The following is a 22,162-nucleotide window of genomic DNA, read 5'->3' on the forward strand; positions in this document are numbered from 1 at the left end:
GGTCGGAAGGGTTCGAGGGACACCTGAGCCAGCGCGATCCGGTGGTGCTGCTCGCCCGACAGCTGTCCACGTTCAGATTTCACCCATGTTTTCCTGTTTTCGCATCAGATAGAGGAAGTACGGACCACCGAGGAGGCCGGTGACGATGCCGACGGGGATCTGGGTGGGACTCAGCGCGAGTCGCGCGCCCACGTCGGCACCGACCATCAGTGCCGGACCGACGAACAGAGAGCCGACGATCAACTTCTTCGAGTCGCTCCCGACGAGGTTTCGGACCATGTGCGGAACGATGAGGCCGACGAAGCCGACGATACCAGCGACCGCGATGCTCGCCGCTGCCGCGAGGACCGCGACGCCGGACAGCGCGAACCGGACTTTCTCGATCGACATTCCCAGCGATTTCGCCGTCCGTTCGCCAAGGAGGAGGACGTTCATCTGGCGCGATCCCGCGATGGAGAGCAAGACGACCACGACCGTCCACGGAAGCACGAGCCGAACCTGTTCCCAGTCCGTCCCGGTGAGCGAACCCGTGGTCCACGCGATGGCCGACTGGACGATGCCGATATCGTCCGCGAAGAAAAACAGCGCCGTCTGGAGCGAGCCGAAGACCGTCCCGACGATGACCCCCGCGAGGACCAGCCGAACCGGGGACGTTCCGTTCTTCCAGGCGATCACGTAGACGATGAGAAAGGCACCGGCACCACCGAGAGCGGCGATCAGCGGGAGAAACGCCGTCAAACTCCCGAACACGACGAGCGTCAGCAGGATCATCAATCCCGCACCGGAGGAGACGCCGAGAATGAACGGACTCGCGAGTTCGTTCCGAGTTACGGCCTGGAAAATCGCCCCGGAGACGCCGAGGTTCATTCCGACGAGGGCCCCAACCAAGACCCGCGGAAGCCGAATGTTCCAGACGATGAGACTTTCCTGGCTCATCTCTGGCATCGCCTCTCCCAGCAAGAAGGCGTCCCAGGCCTGCGGATTGAACACGACATCCGGGTTGAATACCGCACGCCACGCCTCGAGGAACGTCATCGAGTAAGCGCCGAAGCTCACTTGGATCAATCCGCCGGCGACGACGATAGCGAGGCTACCGAGGACCACCGTGAGGAGTGCCGGATCGAAGAGCCAGCCGACCCGTGTCTCGTTTCGCGTCGCTGTCGCGGTCCGATCCGTCTCGATGCGCGAGCGTTCCCCGCTCATCGCGGACCCTCATCGAGCGGTTCGACTAGGATCGTGTGCGAGACTCGGTCTCGCCGTCTGTTTGCCGCCCCATCGTCGTCTCTTGGGAACTCCGACCACCTCGAGAGCGACACGCCGCCGATGACCGGCGTGTCGTATTTTCGGTGGTGTCGACCAGTCGGTGTGCCGATGTCCCCGAGTTCGTTCATCGTATTCTTTTAGGCCAACCTAAACAATAAAACCGTTCCGATTTTAGGTCGGCCTAATACGCTACCACTCTCAGCGGGGCCCACCGCATCGCGGACACATCGGCGGTCCCGGTTCGGGAAGGGCACAGCCACAATGGGGACACTCGTCACCGTCGGGAGCGGTGATCTCGTGGACGATTTCGTCGGTTCGTTCGCGGATCGACTCGACCGTCCCGATTCCTTCGGGCGCGGTCGCTCCCGATCCGTCGTCGCTCCCGTCGGTCGCGAAGCGAATCCGCTCGAGGAGGAACTGCTCGGCATCGTCCTCCGCGGCCGACCGCACGTCCGGTATCGAGACGTCCGTCCCCGACCGAGCCAGCAAGCCGAGGGCTTCGACCGCCCGTCCCCGCACGTACGGGTTCTCGTCGTCCAGACGATCGACCAGGGCGTCGACGCGCTCGGACAGCGCGTTCGGATCCCCACAGCCGACCGCGACGAGTGCGGTACAGAGGTGATAGCGCACGAGTTCGTTCGAGTCGGTGAGATGCTCGGTCAGTTCCCCGACGTGATCGCTGAGTCGGTCCTGGTCGCCCAGCGCTACGTACTCGAGCGCTTTCGCCAGTTTCTCCCGTACCTCGGGTTCGTCGAACGAGAGCCCGATTCGCAGGTCCGCCAGCACCGCGGGTGAGGCGACGTCTTCGGGACGGGCCAGTGCGGCGTAGCCCAGCGCCTCTGCCGACCGTGCGCGTACGTAGTAGAACTCGTCGGCGTCAGCCAACCGGTCAGCGAGCGGCGAGACGACCGACGAGACGGCGTCCGGGTCGGCCTCGGCGAGGGTGACGAACAGTTTCGCAGTCCTCAACCGGATCGATCGCTCCTCGTCGGTAAGGAACGCCGAAAGCGGCGCGAGTACGGGCTCGAGTGCGGTCGGCTGCGTTTCGGCGACCTCTCGGAGCGCTCGAAGCGCCGTTTTCCGCGTCTCGGCGTCGTCTCGTTCGACCCCTTCGAGCCACGTCACGGCCTCGGTGGGCGTGTCGGTGAGGGAGGCCTCGAGTCGCTCGAGCGACGACGGCTGTGTCGAATCGTCCATCTGTGGCCGCCTACCGGTAACTGCCCGCTTCGCAATAAACGTCCCCGTCGATGGTCGTCCGAAACTGGTTGCCGGTGGCCGCGTCCTGATTTGATATCGCAACAATTAGTTTATGCTGAGGTCGTGCTCCCACCGTGTCGGCCAAACGTCAGCGTTACGGCGACTCACCGGTCAGTTCGGGTATGGACGTTCCGTGCGTTCGCGTCGCTCCCGAAGCCGGGGAAGCGACGCGTTCGACGCTCGCCGACGCGGATCTGATCGACGACGAGTACGAGATCGACGTCGAGGACGGCTGGCTCTACGTTCCAGTCGTCGATCCCGACGCTGCTCGGGCGACGCTCGACGACGCTGTCGAGGTCGTTTCGCGGACGGTGCCGGCCCGCGACCAGCAGACCATGCCCGCGGATCTCCTCGAGGCAACCCCCTCCTACGAGCGCCTCGGACGGGCTGCCCTCATCGACGAGGACGACGCCGACCGTGCGCGTGCGATCGCGGATGCGATCCTCGAGTCGGATCTCCCCGTCGAGACGGTGCTGAACAAGGCCTCGAAGGTCAAAGGCGAGACCCGAGTTCGGGACTGGGAGTTGCTCGCGGGCGAAAACACCGAGGTCGTCCACCGGGAGTACGGCTGTGAGTTCCTGCTGGACCTCGCGGCGGTGTACTTTTCGCCGCGACTCGCGACCGAACGCCATCGGGTGACCGAACAGGTGACTACAGGCGAGCACGCGTTCGACATGTTCGCCGGCGTCGGCCCCTTCGTGATCCCGTTCGCGAAACGCGGCGCGGAGTGCGTCGGCGTCGATATCAATACGGACGCGATCGACTACCTCCGCGAGAACGCCCGCCGGAACGGCGTCGAGGATCGGGTAACCGCGATCAACGACGACGTTCGCGACGTCGCCGCCGAGTACGAGGGCTGGGCCGACCGGATCGTGATGAACCTCCCACACAGCGCCGACGAGTTCCTCGAGTCGGCCGTGAGTCTGGCCAGCGAGGACTGTACCCTCCACTACTACGACATCCAACACGAGGACGACCCCTTCGGACCGGGCGAGCGTGCGATCCGCGCAGCCGCCGAGCCCGACTACGAGGTGACGGTCGAGACCCGCCACACCGTCCGATCGTACGCGCCCCACGAGCTGAACGTCTGTCTGGACGTCCGACTCGAGCGCTAACCGAGCGTGGGCTCGGTTCTCGAGTCGCGCAACTCACTCACACGACCGGATCGATTCGCAACCCTTATGGACGATATCGAGCGTACGAATGAATGCGCGCCGGTGTGGGGCGACGGACGTCGCCGATGCACGGGACGCGACCGAAGCGAGTGTGCCGGTGTAGCTCAGACTGGCAGAGCGAATCCTTCGTAAGGATTAGGTCGAGGGTTCAAATCCCTCCACCGGCTTGTTTTACTGCGAGCAAATTCGCGAGCAGCAACTCCGTCAGGGTGATTTGAACCAGGGAGCAGCTTCGCTGCGACCGTGGGTCCCCCCTACTGGCTTCCCCATTGACTTCCGTTTTCGCAGTCTGCATCCACCGATACCGGCGCTCGAGCGACGCGCAGTTCCGGTTTCACGTCGCTCGAGTCGATCACGGATCCGATCTCGTGGGGACGAGTCGTTCCCACTGGGAGTCCCGATCTACGGGTCCCCGTTCGTCTGCAACCCGGTTCTTCGCACCCACTGGAATAAACCAATAGCCGCGATATCGAACCGGCAGGGTGTGGGTCGACGATGCGAGCCGAACCGATCGATGCGGCGGCTCACTCGAGAACGACGACGCGGCGGCTCGCTCGAGAGCAACGACGGTATCCGTCTCGTTCCCGAACGTCTGGCCGATGCTTTCGAAGGAGTGGCTCCAGCGGCGGCAGGTCGCCATCTACGCGGTCGCCGTTTTGCTCGCCGGCGGGTTCGGGCTCGGCCTCCCCGCGTCGGCCGCCCTGTTCGAGCGACTCATCACTCCCGTCCTGGCCGTTCTCCTGTATGCGACCTTCCTCGAGGTGCCGTTCGTCCGATTTCGTCGTGCCTTCACGAACGGTCGGTTCATGGCCCTGGCGCTCGGGCTGAACTTCCTCGTCGTCCCGGTCGTAGTCTACGGCCTCACTCGAGTGCTCCCCCAGGAGCCGATCCTCCTGGTCGGCGCGTTGCTGGTGTTGCTGACGCCGTGTATCGACTACGTTATCCCCTTTAGCGACCTCGCGGGCGGCGACGCCGAGCAAGTCACTGCCGCGACGCCGGTCTTGCTCGTCGTGCAGTTGCTCTTGCTTCCGGTGTATCTCTGGCTGTTCGTGGGGCGTCGGATGGCCGACATCGTCGAAGCGGGACCGTTCCTCGAGGCGTTTTTCGTCCTCATCGGCGTGCCGCTGACGCTCGCGTGGCTCACCGAGCTCTGGGCGAACCGCTCGGAGACGGGCGAGCGGTGGCAGGCGACGATCGGGTGGGTGCCCGTCCCGATGATGGCCGCCACGCTGCTGGTGGTCATCGCGTCCCAACTTCCTCGCGTGTGGGATTCTATCGGACAGATCGCGGCCGTCGTTCCCGTCTACGTCGCCTTCCTCGTCGTCATGCCGCTGGTCGGTCGGTTGGCGGCGGGGCTGGGTGGGCTGGACGTCGGCGAGGCGCGCGCGCTCGTGTTCACGGCGACGACGCGGAACTCGCTGGTCGTCCTGCCACTGGCGCTCGCGTTGCCGGCGGGCTACGAACTGGCACCGGCGGTCGTCGTCACGCAGACGCTGGTCGAACTGATCGGGATGGTCGTTCTCACTCGAGTCGTGCCCGCCTGGCTCGTCCCCGATGCCCCTGCGGGGCTCCCAGCGCCGACTCTCCGCCGAGACGAGTGATGGTTCGCTGGTGAGCGAGGCTGCCGCCGAATCCGTTTTACGGGGGCTGTTTCGGCACTCTCGAGAGACGGTTCACCCGTCTCGAGCGCTTCGGTGACTCCGTCGCGAACCGATCAGTAGAGTGTAGAGAGTCCGAGGACGACGGCGACGGCGAGGACGGGGTAATCGACTCGAGAGAAAGCCAGCGGCGGAAGCGTGGGGTTCCACGCGAAACACCGTGCCTGGAGCGCGAGTGAGAGCCGATCGGCGCGGTCGAACGCGCGGGTCAGCCCGAGGATGCCGATGGTGCTCGCGCGCTCGACCGCGCCGCGTTCGGTCCCCAATCGCGCGGCCATCGCCTCGCGGATCGTTCGGAGATCGTTCCGAACCACGGGGAGAAACCGGAAGACGAGGCCGACGCCGAGGCCCAGTAGCTGGCCGGGTTTCCCGGGAATCGTCCGCTGGATCGCGGCTCGAGACGCTCGTACCGGGGTCGAGCGGACGTAGGCCGCGCTGACGAGCAGGATGAGCAAGACTCGGTAGCTCGCGAGCCCCGACGCGACGGCGGCCGATCGATCGAACCAGGGCGGACCGAGCGTCACGCCCGCGAGCAGCGGCGCGAGGACGAGGACGAACAGTGCCATCCGATAGGCGACGAGGGTCCGACGGAGCGACACCCGCGCCGTGGCCATCACGAGCGCCGTCACTGCCGAGAGGACGACCAGCGCCCGCGGCGACGTATGTGCGAGGGCCGTCGCGGCGAACCCGATCTGGACCGCCAGCTTGGATCGAGGATCGACCCGGTGTGCGAACGTATCGTCGGGTTCGTACGTTAGCATCGCTCCGGTCCTCCTTGCCGTCTGGGTACCCCTGATTCGTCGCTCGCCATCATCGGTCGGGAACGCGGACCTCGAGTCCCTCGAGTTCTCCGAGCGCGTCTTCGGGCGGGCCGTCGACGGCGACCTGTCCGTCCCGCATCGCGATCACCCGATCGGCCAGTCCAAGTACGTCCCGGAGATCGTGGGTCGCGAGCAGGACGCCGGTCCCGTCGGCCGAGAGGGCCTCGAGCCGAGCGAGGACCGACCGGCGCGCGGGCTCGTCGAGGCCGGTAAAGGGTTCGTCGAGAACGAGATGCGTCGGCTCCATCGCGAGCGCACCGGCGATAGCGACGCGGGACTGTTCGCCGCCGGAGAGGGCGTCGATCCGTTCGTCATCGCGGCCGGCCATGTTGACGGCCTCGAGGGCGGCTTCGACGCGGCGGTCGATCTCGGTACGCTCGAGGCCGAGGTTCTCGGGGCCGAACGCGACGTCCGCGCCGACGGTCGCCGAGACGAACTGATCGCGAGGATGCTGGAACACCATGCCGACGCTCGAGCGGGCCGCGATCAGGTCGTCCGCGACGGATGTCTCGTCGACGAGAACCTGACCAGTGTCGGGCGTCAGTAACCCGTTGCAGTGACGCAGGAGCGTCGTCTTCCCGCTGCCGTTCGCGCCCGCGAGCAGGACGAACTCGCCGTCGTCGATCGTCAGCGAGAGCTCCCCGAGAACGGGGACGTCGTCGAACGCGTAGGAAACCGATCGAAATTCGATCATCGTCTCGTCGGGATCACGCACCGACAGGCGTGATCCGCCCGGATCTCACGATCGCGATCGCGGCGGCCATTTTGAAGATCTCGCCGGGAACGTACGGGAGCACGCCGGCCGTAATGGCTGCCCAGGGCGCCAGCTCGAAAAGCCACGCCAGGTAGGCAGCCCCCATGCCGTAGATGACGATCGTCGCCATACCGAGCGCGACGACGACGATCGGAAGCGGGGCGGTACGGAGATCACGCAGCGTCGTTCCGCGGTGAACGACGAGGCCGGTCACGGCCGCAGCGACCGGATAGGCCCACAGATAGCCGGCCGTGTCTCCGACCAGGATGCCGAATCCGGACTCCATCCCGGCGAATACCGGGACGCCGACGGCACCCGCCGTGAGGTACAGCAGGATCGACGCCGTCCCCCAGACCGGTCCCAGAACGAGCCCGGCGAGGAAGACGAACAGCACCTGAAGCGTGATCGGCGGCGCCCCGGAGATGGGAACCGGAATCGTTACTAGTACCGACGCGCCCATCAGCGCCGCGAGCATCGCCGCCCGAGCGAACTGCCGGACGACGGTGTCGTCGACCAATTCGACCGAATTCCGTTCCGTTGCCATACCCTCGCTCTCTCGTAAACCGGGATCAACACTTCGGTTTCCGAAGACAGTGGCGAGTGGATTGACAGGTCCTCTCGAGGCGTGTCCCTCGCGAAATCGATTTCCGAACGGTCCGAAACAGCGTGCTTCTACTCGGAACGTGCAACTATCACGGTTCCTATCAGGTGTTCCGTATTCTCCGGCTGGAAGCCACCACCCTGCCGTCCACGCCGATCTCGAGTTCGGTCGAAGCGGGTAATGGTTGCTTGTCTCGGTTCGGAAACCGAAACGAACGGCGGTCTTATGCGCTCTTTCGACCCCGTGATGGAGAAATGCGTCTCGGTAGTAGGTGGACTGTCGATCGGGGGAATCGCGTCGCGAAACCGGGTGTCAAACGTGCCGACGACGTGACGACGCTTCGTTGGACGGGATGGCGCGTCCGCGAGCGTCCGGTTCGAGGACGCCCGGCCACGGCAACTGTAGCGGAAACGGAGGGAACAGCGGGAGGGCCGTCCCGATGAGCTGGAGTCGAACCACGATCGCGGTCGTTCTGGTCGCGGCTGCGATGGTCGGAAGCGTCGTTGCACTGCCGGTCCTCGGCGGCGGCCTCGAAACCGCCGAGCAGGGCGATCGCGCGGGTGCCGGCGCGGCCGTCGAACCCGTGCCCGCCGATGGGACGGCCTCGCCCGCGGGTGGGACAGGACCGTCACAGGCCGCGTTTCAGGTGGATCAGGCCGATTCACAGCCGGCAGCCGACGCCGCGTTCGATCCGGTGGACCCGCCTGCGACCGGGATGGATGACGCTGCGACGGCTGACGACGGGAACGAACGGGCCGTGGTGCAGGCTGACCACGAGGAAGCCCTCGAGGAAGGGGTCAGCGAGGGAGTCGCGCTCGTCCAGTCACAGGGCGTCGAGGTGACCCAGGAACAGCGGGCGGCAGCGCTCGAGGGTGCGCGAGAAGCGGCCGCGCAGTATCAGACCGTCGAGGCCGAGCAGGTCCAGGCGGCGACGAAAGGTGCGGTTCACGGCACGTTGATCCAGAAACAGTCGGTGAACGCGACGCAGATTCAGTCCGCGGTGGGCGGCGCGACCGACGGCGGGCTCTCGCAGTCCCAGTCGGTGAACGCGACCCAGCTGCAGAGCGCGACCTGGGGTGGGGCACACGGCGCGATCGCCCAGAGCCAGCACGTGACCGTCGAACAGTTGCAGGTCGCGACCAGCGGCGCGGCCGCGGGTGCCGCGAGCGAGGCCGGCGCGAAAGACGTCGGTGCCGTCGGGACGATTCAGGAAGCCGCGCAGGGGGCGGCGTACGGCGTCCTGACGCAGTATCGGGCGATTTCGGTCGAACAGCGCCAGCGGGTGACCCTCGAGCACGTCCAACACGCGGCGGCCGGAGCCGCGGCGGGAGCGCTCGAGGGGAGCACGCGTGCGGTGCTCGAACAGGAGCAACGAGCCGACGTTCGACAGGAGCAACGAGCCGACGGAGGGCAGGAGGACGGCATCGAGGTCGAGCAACGCCAGCGGGTGACGATCAAACAGGTGCAGACGGCCGCAGCCGGGGCGGCGAAGGGGGCGCTCGTGCAGGAACAGGCGGTCTCGGTCGAGCAGACGCAGGCCGCTGCCCGCGGTGCAAGCCGCGGCTCGCTGAAACAGCTCCAATCGGTCAGCATCGAGCAGTTCCAGCGGATCTCGATCGGGCAGGTCGCGGAGGCGTCCTCCGGTGCCGCGACGGGTTCGATTTCCCAGAGCCAGGACGCAACCGTCGAGCAGATCCAGGCCGCCGCTGACGGGAGCGCGGGCGGCGTGCTCCAGCGGCAGTCGGTCTCGATCACCCAGATTCAGTCGGCTGCGATCGGTGCCGCGGAGGGTGCGGTCACCAGCGCGGTCCAGCGCCAGGAGGTGTCACTCGAGCAGGTACAGGCCGCGGCGTTCGGTGCCGGTTCGGGTGCGGTGACCCAGACGCAACTCGTCGGCGTGACGCAGGTCCAGCGCCTCGCCCAGGGCGGCGCGAGCGGCGCGCTCGTCCAGTCACAGGCGGCGACGGTCACGCAGGTCCAGACGGCGGCGCGAATCGCGACCGTGGAGACGGCTCGAGTCGTCCAGTCCCAACGGATCGGTATCACGCAACTCCAGACGTTGACACAGGAGACGGCGGCCACCGCGACCGCCTATGCCATTCGGGAGGATACCGACGACGTCACGGTGATCTCCCAACGCGTCGAAGTCGAAGTCGTCCAGCGGATCGAGACGATCGATCGGATCGAGGGAACGGCTTCGATCGACTTCCGTGACCAGGAGTCCGACAGCGAGACCGTCACGATCGAGGACGTCTCCCTCTCGGAGGGCGGCTTCGTGGCCGTCTATGGGGGGATCGCCGTCGACGCCGATCCCGACGATATCCTCGGCGTCTCGAGCTATCTCGAGGCGGGCGATCACGAGAACGTCACGGTCGAATTCGACGAACCGCTGGCGGAGGACACGTCGCTCGTGGCCGTCGTCCATCACGATACGAACGACGACGAAACCTTCGAGTACGCCGACTCCGGTGGCGAGGAGGATGTCCCGTACGTCGCCGAGAGCGGGGCACCGGTACTCGACGGCGCGTTCGTAACGGTGGCGGACGAACCGGGCGACGCTCCCGAGGCGACGCTGTCGGTCTCGGATCAGGTCGGCGACGGTGAAACGCTCGAGGTCGAGGCGGCGAACGCCTCGGTCCCGTACACCGTGACCGCGGAGTACGACGGGAACGCCGTCGAGAGCGACACGTTCGACGCCGACGAAGGGGTGACTAACCTCACGCTCGACCTCGAGCCGCCACTCGAGGCGAACGCGACCGTCGACGTCTCGGTCGTCGGCGAGGACGGGACGACGCTCGCGAACGACTCCATCGAGTACACCGTCGCGGACGACCCCGTCGACGAACCGACGGCGACGCTCTCGGTCGACGATCAGGACGGCGAGGGAGAGACCCTCGAGATCGACGCGGCGAGTGCGTCCGTGCCATACGTCATCGCAGCCGAGTACGACGGTGAACGGGTCGACAGCGAACGGTTCGAAGCGAACGAGACGGTCGCGGAACGGACGCTCGACCTCGAGCCGCCACTCGAGGCGAACACGAGCGTCGACGTCTCCGTTCGCGCCGTGGCCGACGACGCGGTGCTGGCAGCCGACACGATCGAGTACACGGTCGTCGAACCCGATCCCACGGACCCCACGGCGAACCTCACGGTGGCCGATCAGACGGGTGACGGCGAGACGATTACCGTCACCGCGGCCAACGCGTCGGTCGAGTACGCCCTCACGGTCACCGACGAGAACGGCACGCAACTCGCCGAGAGCGAGACGTTTGCGGCCAACCGGACGATCGGTCCGACGGAGTTGGCTCTCGAGCCAGCCCTCGAGGAGAACGCGACGCTGGACGTCGCCGTCGTCGCGGCCGAGGACGGAACGCCCATCGAGACGGACTCCGTCGCGTACACGGTCGACAGCGAACTCGAGTCCTTCGACGTCGAGTTCGAGAGTTGCTCGCGGGCAGTGGTCACCGCCTCGCTCGAGGAGGGCGATCAGGTCGCCGCGAGCACCGGTTTCTACGATCAGGCGGGCTTCGGGAACACCATCATCGAAGATTACGTCACCGTCGGCGAGGACGTCGACGCACCGTTTACGGGTACGATCGTCTTCGAGATCGGCGAGGAACGCAACGTGACGACCGACGGCGACGAAGTGCTCGTCGAGGTGCCCGATTACGGCACGTTCGGCACGTACATCTCCGGTATCAGTTCGCCCGAGGCGATCCCCTTCGCCGGAATCGACTACCCGAATCCGTCGGCGAGGGCGTGTGACGAGGAGGCTCGTCCGGAACTCCCGTCGCTTTCGGTCGAGGAAACGACACCGACCGACGACGGCATCGACGTGACGTTCGGCTACGAGAACCCGAACGATGCGGCGATCGCCGGAAACAGTCAGTTCGTCGAGGGAACGACGACCGACGAACCGCCGAGCGAACTCGAACCCGGCGAGGGAACGGTCACGGTCGAGTGGACGCCCGAGAGCGACGACGAACGGCTCGTCTGGGAAGTCGACTTCGCGAACTACGGCTACGACGACCCGGTGACTGCGGCCACGCCGCCCGCCGGCGATATCGAACCGGCCGATCCCGCGAATTTCAGCGTCTCGATCACCGACGTATCGAGTCCCATCGAACAGGGTGAGCAACTCGAGGTCGAAACCGAGATCGGAAACGTCGGCGGCGAGGCGGGCACCCAGAACGTCTCGCTTGCGGTCGACGACCGCACGGTCGACTCGGAACCGATCTCCCTCGAACCCGGTGAGATCCAGGCCGTCTCGTTATCGACCGACACGGACGATCTCGAGCCCGGCGAGTACACGGTCGAGGTCGCGACCGACAACGAGACTGCCGAGGGGACCGTCACCGTCGAGGAGAGCGGTGAGCCGGCGACGTTCGCCGTCGCCGACGTGTCAGCGCCTACGAGCGGGGAGCCCGGTGAAGAAGTGACGGTGACTGCGACGGTCGAAAACCGGGGCGACCTCGAGGGAACGCAGACGGTGGCCTACAGCGTCGACGAGCAGCCCGTCGCCGAGGCCACCGTGACGCTCGCGGGCGGGGACGCGGCCGAGATCGAATTCTCGTCGACGTTGCCGGCGGGCGCGTCGACGCACACGATCACGACCGACGACGATCAGGCGTCAGTGACGATCGAAGCGACTCCACCGGCGGAACCTGGACCGCCCGCAGAACCGGGTCCACCCGACGAGCCGGGGCCGCCGGCGGAACCTGGGCTGCCTGCAGAATCGGACGCCCCCGACGAATCGGGATCACTCGGCGAAGCCACTGCGTCCGCGCCGACCGAGACAGCGCCCGGTGGCGGTGACGGATAGCCGTTGCTGACGCTCTCGAGTCGCCGTTCTCTCGTTGACCCGTTCGCTACGATCGCTCGGTGTAGGTGGCTACTCGAGCGCCGAAGCGTGTCGCGGCCGTCAGTGCTGGTGGCCGGTCGCTTCGCCGAACGTGACGCCGAACCGTTCCTCGAAGAGATCCATCACGCGGGCCTCCTGAGCCTCGAGTTCCTCGTCAGCGTCCTCGCCGTGGTGGACGATGTGGTGGGCGCGGCTGGCAAAGGAGAGCAACACGACGTCGCCGACCGTTTCGGTGTCGGTCTGATCGCCCTCGGCGACGAGGTCGATGAGGCCGGATGGAACCGTCACTTCGTCGGTCTCGCCGTCTTCGGAACTGATCGAGAAGGTCGTCGTCTGGACTTCGTCTGTCATACTTCTACGGTCGGGAACCCTCCGTAAAGATGCTGTGGCTTGCACCGGAGCTGTGGGGGGGACCGCGTCGGGGGCCAGGCGACGCCAAACTGGCGTGATACGGTCTACTGTCCGTCATCGCCGGTGGGACCGAGACCGCCCTGCGGTCCCACCGGTAAATCGGTACAGCAAACCGTATGAGACGTCGGCTCCCGTGGCGTTTTTGCTCGTCGACGACGAACGCTCGACTATGCCATCCGTCGAACTCGAGGAAGAGACGCTCGAACGGCTGGATGCACTGCGTGTCGACGATGAATCCGACGACGAACTCATCAACGAACTCATCAACATCTACGAAACGAGCGAGTACACGCTCTTTCACGCCGGGGACTGAGGAGCGCGCCGGCCGGTCGGTCTCCGACTGACTGGCGGCGGCTTACTCGTCGCCAGCCGTGCGCCGGATCGTCTCCCACTTCCCCTTCGATTCCAGGTGGGACTGGAGTTCGTCGGCGTACTCCTGTGTGAGCCGCTCGGCCGCCTCGCGTTGTTCTCTCTCCGACGGACCGCTGTTGCCGCCGATGCCGAGTGCACCCATGATAGAGTCGAACACGCCACCGCCCGACGAACTCGAGCCACCGCCGTCCCCCTGTCCGCCCATCGCACCCATCCCCGTCTGTACGTTCTCGAGTTCGGGGATGATCCCGTCTATCTTGTCGGTGTTGGCCACGATTCGTGCCCGATCGGGATCGGCGGGGTGCTCGATCTCGAACTCCGTGGCGGTCATGATCAGGCTCCACTGCTGGTTGGAAAACTGCGACGACTCGATCCGCGTCGAGAACTCCTGATCGACGGTCATTCGCTCCCCGACGATCCGGTCCGTCCACGGGTTGTCGCTCATGGCCCCCGGTTCGATCGGTGGCTGTATCAGCGTTTCCCCTCGCCCTGCCGGCGGACGCTGTCGCTCGCGTTCACCGGTCCGTAGGGGATGATCCGCCGTTCGCGTTCCACAACCCCTCAATCCGCTCGACATTCTTTCGCGGTAGAACAACGTTCATATGGTGTCTTGTTGTATGATACCACACATCATAATGTACGACCGCATTCTCGTTCCCACCGACGGCTCACGGGAGGTCGAGCGCGCACTCGAGTACGCGTTCGATCTCGCGGAGCGACACGACGCGACGGTTCGCGCGCTCTACGTCGTGAACGCGGCCGGATACGGCGGGCTACCCATGGAAACAGCCCTCGAAGGAGTCAGTGATGCGCTTCGCGAGGAAGGTCGGTCGGCGATCCGGCGCGTCGAGGAACTCGCACCGGACGACGTGACGGTCGAAACCCAGGTTCTCGAGGGGACACCGAGTCAGGTCATCGTCCGGGAAGCCGATCCGTCGGCGTGCGATCTGATCGTGATGGGGACCCACGGCCGCGGCGGAATCGATCGACTGTTGCTCGGCAGCGTCACGGAACGGGTCGTCCGACGGGCCTCGGTCCCCGTACTGACGGTGCAGGTCGATCCCGACGAGATCGACGAGTGGGACGACGAGCCGCGACTCGCCGTCGAGTGACGAGACCGAACCGGTCCGTCTCCGCCGACCGGTTCGACCGGAATCGGATTCGACCGGCCGCGGTACGCCGCCGGAACTGAGTGGGACCGCTACTGGCCGTCCGACAGCGCTGCCGGGAGAAACGGTCCCACGTCGTCGTGGACGAACTCGACGTAGTCGTCGTTCAATCGCCTGCAGAACAGCGTGAACGTCCCGTCGGAGTCGATGGTCTCGAGTTTCGACTGCCCGGAGGAGGGGTCGTAGTAGGCGGGAACGAACACGGCTGTCCGTCTCTCGGGATCCTTCTCGACGACGAGCAGGTAGATCATCCTGCCGTCTTCGGCACGGAAGACGTCCACGTCCGCGAACACGCAGTCCGCGGTCAGTGACTCGAGGTCCTCGTACTCGGGGCCCGGGAGGACCACGTCGAGGCCCGTCCGCATCTCGGAGTCGACGAGGACGGAGTCCCCAGGATGGAGTTCGAGGGTCGTCCAGCCGTCGTCGCGGTACTCCGCTGCAGTCGCCGCCATGTCCTCGATGACGGACTCCCAACCGGACTGTGCCGGACCGTTGCTGGTGGTTTCAGCCGTCGGGTTCTCGCTCATGTCTGCATCGCGTGCATCACCGGAGATAAACGTTCCCCAAATCCCGCAAACTATTTCATTATTGACTCAAGAACTCCTTTCAGTGAACGATCTTCTATCCGTCTCCGGACTTCGCACGCAGTTCGATACCAAACGTGGCGCAGTGAAAGCCGTCGACGGTGTCGACCTCACGATCGAGGAGGGCGAGACCGTCGGCCTCGTCGGCGAGTCCGGATCTGGCAAGAGCGTGACCGCACTCTCAGCAATGGACCTCGTGGACGACCCTGGCGATGTCGTGGCCGGGCGCGTGTCCTTACGGCGCGCGAACCTCGCCGCCGAACTCGCAGTCGAGTTCGACGACGCCGTCGTTCCCTACCCCTTCGAACTCGTGGACGCCGTTCGGGAACTCGTCGCGGACCTCCGCATCGACAAGGGGGTGGAGTCGGCCGGGTCGGAACTGCGCGGCATGGCCGCCGACCTCACCGACCACGACGACCCTGCGGCGCTCGCGCCGGCCCTGCGCGACGCCGCCGATCGACTCGACGACGGGACGGACGAGTCGACGGTTGCGGACGCCCTCGAGGAGGCGGTCGAGGACGCCGCCGACGGGTTCGTTTACCTGGACGAGGCGGCGCGCGACCGACTCGAGCGCGACTCGAACGGCGACCCACCCGCGGTCGAGGAGGGCGTCGTCGATCTGACGGCCGCGCCCGAGGAGGCGATGCGGAAGGTCCGGGGCAGCGAAATGGGGATGATCTTCCAGGACCCGATGACGTCGCTGAACCCCGCGGTGACCGTCGGCGAACAGGTCGCGGAGTCCCTGCGACTCCACCAGTACGGCGAACGGAAACGGGACACGTGGGTAAACGCCGTCCGGGAGATCCTCCCGAAGTTCCGTGGCAAAGAACACGACGAGGAGGTCATGGCGGACGTCGTCGAGATCCTCACCGAGGTCGGCATCCCGGAGGCGACAACGCGCCTCGAAGAGTATCCCCACGAGTTCTCCGGTGGCATGCGCCAGCGCGTCCTCATCGCGATCGCGCTCGCGTGCCAGCCGAGCCTCCTCATCGCCGACGAGCCCACGACCGCCCTCGACGTGACCATCCAGGCCCAGATACTCGACCTCATCGACGATCTTCAGGAGGAGTTCGGGATGTCGGTGCTGATGATCACCCACGACCTCGGCGTGGTCGCGGAGACCTGCGACCGAGTCGCGGTGATGTACGCCGGCGAAATCGTCGAAGAGGGGCCCGTCGAGGAAATCTTCACCAACCCGAGCCACCCGTACACGTACACGCTGCTGGAGTCGATCCCAACGGAGGAGAAAGACCGTCTGACGCCCATCGAGGGCAACGTCCCGGACCTCATTGACATGCCCGACGGCTGCCACTTCGCCGACCGGTGTCCGTGGGCCCAGCCCGAGTGCCGCGACGGCGAGATTCCGTTCCGCCAGCACGGTCCGGACGACATCGACCACCGCTCGAAGTGTATACTCGAGTCCTTCGACGAGGACGAGTACGGCGACGAGGGCGTCGCCTCCGCGGTCGAGCACGACGTCGGCGAGCCCATCGTCGAACTCCGCGAGATGCGGAAATACTATCAGCAGGAAGACGGCGTCCTCGACCGATTCCTCGGCGAGAAACCGAGCGTGAAGGCCGTCGACGGCGTGAGCTTCGACGTTCACGAGGGCGAGACGCTCGGACTGGTCGGCGAGTCCGGCTGTGGCAAGTCGACTGCCGGTCGTGCCATCCTCCACCTCAATCCGCCGACGGACGGGACGGTGGTGTTCGCCGGTGAAGAGCTCGGCGACCTCTCGAAGTCGGAGCTCCGGGAGAAGCGCAAGGACATGCAGATGGTGTTCCAGGACCCGATGTCGAGTCTCGATCCGCGGATGACTGTCGGGCAGACCATCATGGAGCCGCTGAAGATACACGGTCTCCCGGAGACCGATCCCGACGTGGTGACGCGCGCTGCGGTCTCGACGACGGGTATCTCGGCGGATGCGGTGTCGGTCGACGTCGCGGACAACGTGGACGCGTTACTCGGGAGTACCGACGGGGAGGTCGTTGTCCCCGTGGAGGTCGCGGTCGCAGACGGCGACGTTACCGTCGACGTCGAGGGCGCACTCGACGTGACGACGGACGTCACGCGCGAGGACGGCCGCATCACGAGCGTACAGGTGGACGTGTCTGCGGGGGGCTCGAAGCGCACGCTCCTCCGTCGCCGCGTCTTCCAGCTCCTCGAGGAGGTCGGGCTCGACGAGAGTCAGTACGGCCGCTATCCCCACGAGCTCTCCGGCGGGCAGCGCCAGCGCGTCGGTATCGCTCGCGCCCTGGCGGTGGATCCGGACTTCATCGTCGCCGACGAACCGGTGTCGGCACTGGACGTGTCGGTCCAGGCCCAGATCATCAATCTCCTGGAGGACCTCCAAGAGGAGTTCGGGTTGACGTACCTGTTCATCGCTCACGATCTTTCGGTCGTCCGGCATATCTCGGATCGCGTGGCCGTGATGTACCTCGGCGAAATCGTGGAGATCGCAGCGACCGACGACCTGTTCGCGGACCCGAAACATCCGTACACGAACGCGTTGCTGTCGGCGATTCCCGAGCCGGATCCCCTGGCGGACACCGACGACCGCACCATCCTGAAGGGTGACGTCCCCTCCCCCATCGACCCGCCGTCGGGCTGTCACTTCCGGACGCGGTGTCCGTCGATCATTCCACCCGCGGACCTCGACATCGAACAGGAGCGCTACCGCGAAGTCATGTTCTACCGGCAGCGCGTGGAGTCCCGAGACATCGATCTCGAGGCAGCTCGGGAGAAAGCCCCCGATGAGGAACCAGTGGCCCGCGCGGTCGCAGATGGCGGCAGTAGCTTCGCGGCGGCCCTCGACGCACAGTTCTTCGACGGACCGCTGTCAGGTCGGGCTCGCGAGGCCGTCGACGCGTCCTACCGCCACCTCGACGACGGCGACTGGGACGCCGCCGCGGCCGTCCTCGCGGACACGTTCGAAAGCGTCTGCGAGCGGTCGAACCCCACACTCGAGGACGGAGACCATCCGGCAGCCTGCCATCTCTTCACCGACGCCGAGTAGACGGACCGAGCCCACGCCGCTGTGCCAGTTGTCCTCCGGTACCGTCTCCGTAAGCGGCCAACACGGCACCGAGATAGTTTCGGACAACTTAATTAAATATTTACCCCAATATGGGGAAAACTTGGTCGATTTTGACTTCTTTTGTCCGTCAACTGTTTAATTCCCATGCGCATCCGTAAGTACTATATACATCGATGCACGCCGTAGTGTTATGTCAGGCGATAGTGGCCAATTTGACAGACGCAGTTTCCTGAAGTCCGCCGGAAGCGCGACGGTCGTCGCAACCGCAGCGAGTTCTCTTTCCGGCTGTCTCGGCGGTGACAGTGGCAACGGAAGCACGCTCCGATACGGTCGCAGTGCACACTCGAAAACCCTCGACCCACAGAACACGACCAGTGGCGAGGTTTCGAAAGTCACGAACCAGATTTACGACGGACTCATCGACTTCGAACCCGGCGAGGCGGCCATCACGAAGAGCCTCGCGACCGACTGGTCGATGGACGGCAAAGACGTCACGCTCGAGCTCCGCGAGGACGCCCAGTTCGACGACGGGACCGACTTCACCGCCGACGACTTCATCGCGACCTACCGGCGGTTCGTCGACGAGGAGTACGAGTACTACGTCGAGGAGAGTTCCGTCTACGGGCCGTTCACGCTCGGTAACTGGATCGACTCCGTTTCGGCCGACGGCGACTACACGCTGAACATCACGCTTACGGATCCCTACGCACCGTTCCTGCGAAATCTCGCGATGTTCGCTGCCGTCGTCCTTCCCAAAGACGGTATCGAGAACGACTTCGACTTCACCGCAGACGCTAACGGGACCGGCCCGTTCCAGCTCGACGAACTCGACGACTCGAACGGCCGTATCCTGCTGACCCCCAACGACAACTACTGGGGCGATGGCCCGAACGTGGACGAGCTCCTGTTCCTCGAGCGCGGCCAGAACTCGACGCGCACGCAGGCGCTCGTCGAGGGCGAACTCGATATCATCGACAACCTCGGTCCCGACAACATCGGCACGGTCGAGGAATCCGATGCCGCAGAGATCCAGTCCGGACAGGGTATCAACGTCGGCTACATGTCGATGAACCAGTCCCGGATGGAGGCGTTCCGCGATCCCAAGGTCCGGAAGGCGATCAGTTACGCCATCGACACCGAATCCATCGTCAACGAGGTCTACTCCGGTATCGCGGAACAAGCCGATCAGCCGTGTCCGCCGGCTCTCTTCGGGCACAACGACGATCTCAGTCCGTACGCCTACGATCCGGAGGAGGCCCAGTCCCTGCTGGACGAAACGGAGTACAGTGACGGCTTCTCCTTCGACTTGACGACCTTCCAGAACGCCCGTGGCTACAACCCGGCACCGCTTCCGACGGCGGAAACCATCCGAACGAACCTCGCCGAGATCGGCATTGACGTCACGATCGACGAACGGCAGTTCTCGGACTACCTCACCTACACTTCCGAGGGGAAACACGACGCGTCCCTGGCCGGTTGGTACACGGACAACGCCGACCCGGACAACTTCTACTACGTCCTCCTCCACCCGCAAGTCGAGTCCCCCGACGGACAGGACTGGGTGGACTGGGGAACGGAGGGATTCAACACGTCCAACCGGAGCGCGTGGGCGAACCAGGACTACATGGAACTCGTCGAGGAAGCCCAACAGACGTCAGACGAGGACGAGCGTACCACCCTCTACCACGAGGCGGCCCAGATCGCTCGCGAGGAAGCGCCGTGGGTCTTCATCGACTACGCCGACGAAATCCGGGGCGTTCGTAACAACGTGAACAATTACACGATTTCGGCTATCGGTGGTCCACACCTCCACCTGGTCGACCTCGAGTAGGCGTCCAGTTGACGGAAACGTTTGAAAATCCTACACGTACATCCGAATAATGGTCTCAAAGCGGTTCGTAGCCAAACGTCTGCTGTTGCTCGGTCCGGTGTTGTTCGGAGTGGCAACAGTCGTCTTCGCTATCCTCCACCTCTCGCCGGGAGATCCTGCGGTAGCCATCGCGGGCCAACGGGCGAGCCAGGAGTTCATCGAACAGGTTCGAACGGATCTCGGACTCAACGATCCGTTGTGGCAACAATACGTCCGATTCCTTCAGGACACTGCGACGCTGGATTTCGGACAATCCTACCAGGTCCGGCGTGGCAGCGATGTGAGTGACATCCTCGCCGACCGGCTTCCGATCACCATCGAACTCGCAATTCTCGGCCAGGCTGCGGGCCTGCTGTTCGGGCTCCCGCTCGGTATATTGAGCGCCGTCAAACAGGACACGCTGACCGACCACTTCTCTCGGGTCGGGGCCCTCGCAGGTATCAGCATCCCGATCTACTGGAGCGGTCCGCTCCTCATACTGCTGTTCGCCCAGATTCTGGGCGTGCTGCCGACGAGTGGCCGTCTCGGGTCGACGTACTTCATCGATTCGACGACCGGGTTCATCCTCGTCGACACGCTGCTGGCCGGGGACATGGCGGCGTTCCAGTCCGCTGCTCGCCATCTGCTCATGCCCGTCGTCGTCCTCGGTGTCTATTCGATGGCGTTTATCTCCCGAATGATGCGGTCGTCGATGCTGGAGGTCGTCCGACAGGATTACATGCGGACGGCCCGCGCGAAAGGGCAGGGCGCGAAGACGACCATCATGAAACACGGGCTCCGGAACGCGTTTATCCCCGTTATCACCATCATCGGTATCCAGTTCGGCTCGATGCTCGGCGGCTCCGTACTGACCGAGACCGTCTTCGAGATCAACGGCATCGGGACGCTGCTCGTGTCCGCGATCAACCAGAGCGACTACCCGGTGGTACAGGCGACCGTTCTCGTGTTCGCGTTCATGTACACGATCGTGAATCTCCTCGTCGACATCACGTACTCCATCCTCGACCCACGGATCGACCAATGAGCACGGAAACCCAATCGTCAGACATCGAGCGCAGTACTGTGGATCGCCTCCGCGCCAGTCCGTTCCTCACGGAACTGCTGTCGAATCGCATCGCCGTGATCGGCCTCGCCATCATCGGTGGGATGTTCGCCGTCGCCATCTACGCGCGGTTCGCGTACGATCTCGGCGCGGTCGTCGACACACAGTTCGGATCGAACCCGACGCAAGCAAGTCCGAGCGCCGAGTACTGGTTCGGGACCGACGGACAGGCCCGCGACATCTTCCCCCGTGTTCTCTACGGCGCGTGGTTCGCACTGAAGTTCGGGACCGCGACCGTCCTCGCGTCGACGATCCTCGGCATCACTGCCGGCATCGTCGCCGCCTACTACGGCGACCTCACCGACAATGTTATCATGCGGACGATGGACGTGCTGCTGTCGTTCCCGTCGCTACTACTGGCGCTTGCACTCGTCACGATCTTCCCCGATTCGCTGGGGTTGTGGCGTGCGGTCGCCGCACTCACGCTCGTCTACACGCCGCGGTTCGCCCGCGTCGTCCGTGGCGCAGCGCTCAAAGTCCTCGAGGACGAGTACATCGAGGCGACGCGCGCCCTCGGCGCGACCGATCCGCGGCTGTTGATTCGGCACGTCCTGCCCAACTGCTTGGCACCGATCACCGTTCAGTCGACGCTGAACTACGGCCTGGCGATCATCGACATCGCGGCGCTGTCGTTCCTCGGGTTCGGCGCGAGCCCGGGCGACCCCTCGTGGGGGATGATGCTCTCCGAGGGCGTCCAGCGGGGCCTGTTCTCGGGGGCCTGGTGGTGGTCGTTCTTCCCAGGGCTGTTCCTCGCCCTCACCGTGTTGGGATTCAATCTCCTCGGTGACGGGATGCGAGACGCCCTCGACCCCCGCATGAGGGATGCCGTCGACTGATTCTCGCGTCCCCTCGGAGCCCCTCCTCGAGCGCACTCTCGCGCTCGTGGTCGCCGCTGCTCGCTGGGCCGCCGTCGGCGGCGTCGTCGGTGTCGCCGTCTCGCTCGCGCTGCTGACGATCTGGTCGCCGCGAGCCGCGACCGACACGGCGTTCGCACTCGGCGCGCTCGTTCTCGGGTTCGGCGTCACCGCGTGGTCGACGGCGGTCGGTCTCGGGAGAACCATCGAGGGGATGAAGGACCGACTCGAGGTCAGCTCCGGCTGGACGGAGGCCGGTGCTCGCGAGGCGTTTTTCGTGCTGTCGTGGGTGGGTGCAGGGTGGGTCGTCGCCGCAGCCGCCAGTTCGATCCTCCTCGTCGTCTAAGCGGCCCTCGCGTCGCCCCATCCGCCA

18 protein-coding genes and 1 tRNA gene are annotated in these 22,162 nt (G+C 65.3%); 11 read left to right on the plus strand and 8 right to left on the minus strand.

Features of this window, described 5'->3' with window-relative positions:
- Window positions 1-72: 72 nt before the first annotated feature.
- Together J0X27_RS11825 and J0X27_RS11830 are read right to left on the minus strand one after the other, a co-directional pair.
- Entirely contained in the window at window positions 73-1,203 is a 1,131-nt protein-coding gene (locus tag J0X27_RS11825) for a FecCD family ABC transporter permease (RefSeq protein ID WP_207269392.1), read from the minus strand.
- Between the two features lie 258 nt (window positions 1,204-1,461).
- Window positions 1,462-2,460 (minus strand): sister chromatid cohesion protein PDS5, encoded by a 999-nt coding sequence (locus tag J0X27_RS11830; RefSeq protein WP_207269393.1) that lies wholly within the window; start codon window positions 2,458-2,460, stop codon window positions 1,462-1,464.
- A gap of 182 nt (window positions 2,461-2,642) precedes the next feature.
- Between J0X27_RS11830 and J0X27_RS11835 the strand changes: the two genes are divergently transcribed.
- From J0X27_RS11835 to J0X27_RS11845, 3 genes are all read left to right on the plus strand, one after another.
- Window positions 2,643-3,635, plus strand: a complete 993-nt coding sequence (locus tag J0X27_RS11835) for a class I SAM-dependent methyltransferase (RefSeq protein ID WP_207269394.1) — start codon at window positions 2,643-2,645, stop codon at window positions 3,633-3,635.
- Between the two features lie 153 nt (window positions 3,636-3,788).
- Window positions 3,789-3,862: transfer RNA gene (locus J0X27_RS11840), tRNA-Thr, on the plus strand.
- A gap of 432 nt (window positions 3,863-4,294) precedes the next feature.
- Complete coding sequence (locus J0X27_RS11845; protein WP_207269395.1) at window positions 4,295-5,296, plus strand: arsenic resistance protein; 1,002 nt, start codon at window positions 4,295-4,297, stop codon at window positions 5,294-5,296.
- 113 nt (window positions 5,297-5,409) lie between these two features.
- On the opposite strand, the gene J0X27_RS11850 is transcribed toward J0X27_RS11845, so the two are convergent.
- The 3 genes from J0X27_RS11850 to J0X27_RS11860 are packed head-to-tail and all read right to left on the minus strand — an operon-like array spanning window position 5,410 to window position 7,472.
- Window positions 5,410-6,114 (minus strand): energy-coupling factor transporter transmembrane component T family protein, encoded by a 705-nt coding sequence (locus tag J0X27_RS11850; RefSeq protein WP_207269396.1) that lies wholly within the window; start codon window positions 6,112-6,114, stop codon window positions 5,410-5,412.
- A 49-nt stretch (window positions 6,115-6,163) separates the two neighbouring features.
- On the minus strand, window positions 6,164-6,868 hold the full coding sequence (locus J0X27_RS11855; RefSeq protein ID WP_207269397.1) for an energy-coupling factor ABC transporter ATP-binding protein: 705 nt from the start codon (window positions 6,866-6,868) through the stop codon (window positions 6,164-6,166).
- A gap of 13 nt (window positions 6,869-6,881) precedes the next feature.
- Window positions 6,882-7,472, minus strand: coding sequence for a biotin transporter BioY (locus J0X27_RS11860; protein WP_207269398.1), 591 nt, complete (start codon window positions 7,470-7,472; stop codon window positions 6,882-6,884).
- 496 nt (window positions 7,473-7,968) lie between these two features.
- Between J0X27_RS11860 and J0X27_RS11865 the strand changes: the two genes are divergently transcribed.
- Window positions 7,969-12,351: a DUF7282 domain-containing protein gene (locus tag J0X27_RS11865; RefSeq protein WP_207269399.1), complete on the plus strand. Its 4,383-nt coding sequence runs from the start codon at window positions 7,969-7,971 to the stop codon at window positions 12,349-12,351.
- Window positions 12,352-12,450: 99 nt separating this feature from the next.
- Here the strand turns inward: J0X27_RS11865 and J0X27_RS11870 are convergent, their stop codons facing one another.
- A complete protein-coding gene (locus J0X27_RS11870; protein WP_097380445.1) occupies window positions 12,451-12,741 on the minus strand; it encodes a DUF7545 family protein in 291 nt (96 codons plus the stop codon).
- A gap of 229 nt (window positions 12,742-12,970) precedes the next feature.
- On the opposite strand from J0X27_RS11870, the gene J0X27_RS11875 reads away from it, so the two are divergent.
- Window positions 12,971-13,114: a DUF7557 family protein gene (locus J0X27_RS11875; RefSeq protein ID WP_207269400.1), complete on the plus strand. Its 144-nt coding sequence runs from the start codon at window positions 12,971-12,973 to the stop codon at window positions 13,112-13,114.
- Between the two features lie 42 nt (window positions 13,115-13,156).
- Here J0X27_RS11875 and J0X27_RS11880 read toward each other — a convergent pair whose 3' ends face one another.
- A complete protein-coding gene (locus tag J0X27_RS11880; protein ID WP_207269401.1) occupies window positions 13,157-13,618 on the minus strand; it encodes a DUF5799 family protein in 462 nt (153 codons plus the stop codon).
- A gap of 190 nt (window positions 13,619-13,808) precedes the next feature.
- Here J0X27_RS11880 and J0X27_RS11885 point away from each other — a divergent pair, with 190 nt between their 5' ends.
- Window positions 13,809-14,285 (plus strand): universal stress protein, encoded by a 477-nt coding sequence (locus tag J0X27_RS11885; RefSeq protein WP_207269402.1) that lies wholly within the window; start codon window positions 13,809-13,811, stop codon window positions 14,283-14,285.
- 89 nt (window positions 14,286-14,374) lie between these two features.
- Here the strand turns inward: J0X27_RS11885 and J0X27_RS11890 are convergent, their stop codons facing one another.
- Window positions 14,375-14,869 (minus strand): DUF7529 family protein, encoded by a 495-nt coding sequence (locus J0X27_RS11890; protein WP_207269403.1) that lies wholly within the window; start codon window positions 14,867-14,869, stop codon window positions 14,375-14,377.
- A gap of 82 nt (window positions 14,870-14,951) precedes the next feature.
- Here J0X27_RS11890 and J0X27_RS18115 point away from each other — a divergent pair, with 82 nt between their 5' ends.
- The 5 genes from J0X27_RS18115 (at window position 14,952) to J0X27_RS11915 (ending at window position 22,135) form a co-directional block, all read left to right on the plus strand.
- Window positions 14,952-17,942, plus strand: a complete 2,991-nt coding sequence (locus tag J0X27_RS18115) for a dipeptide ABC transporter ATP-binding protein (RefSeq protein WP_425491908.1) — start codon at window positions 14,952-14,954, stop codon at window positions 17,940-17,942.
- 211 nt (window positions 17,943-18,153) lie between these two features.
- A complete protein-coding gene (locus tag J0X27_RS11900; RefSeq protein ID WP_224214582.1) occupies window positions 18,154-19,794 on the plus strand; it encodes an ABC transporter substrate-binding protein in 1,641 nt (546 codons plus the stop codon).
- A gap of 49 nt (window positions 19,795-19,843) precedes the next feature.
- The gene (locus J0X27_RS11905; RefSeq protein WP_207269405.1) at window positions 19,844-20,857 is read left to right on the plus strand and encodes an ABC transporter permease; all 1,014 of its coding nucleotides are present in this window, start codon (window positions 19,844-19,846) and stop codon (window positions 20,855-20,857) included.
- The gene (locus J0X27_RS11910) at window positions 20,854-21,771 is read left to right on the plus strand and encodes an ABC transporter permease (RefSeq protein ID WP_207269406.1); all 918 of its coding nucleotides are present in this window, start codon (window positions 20,854-20,856) and stop codon (window positions 21,769-21,771) included. The genes J0X27_RS11905 and J0X27_RS11910 overlap by 4 nt, the downstream gene beginning before the upstream one ends.
- A complete protein-coding gene (locus J0X27_RS11915; protein WP_207269407.1) occupies window positions 21,758-22,135 on the plus strand; it encodes a DUF7268 family protein in 378 nt (125 codons plus the stop codon). The genes J0X27_RS11910 and J0X27_RS11915 overlap by 14 nt, the downstream gene beginning before the upstream one ends.
- Window positions 22,136-22,162: the final 27 nt, after the last annotated feature.

The sequence above is a fragment of the Natrinema longum genome (assembly GCF_017352095.1).
Taxonomy (GTDB): domain Archaea; phylum Halobacteriota; class Halobacteria; order Halobacteriales; family Natrialbaceae; genus Natrinema; species Natrinema longum.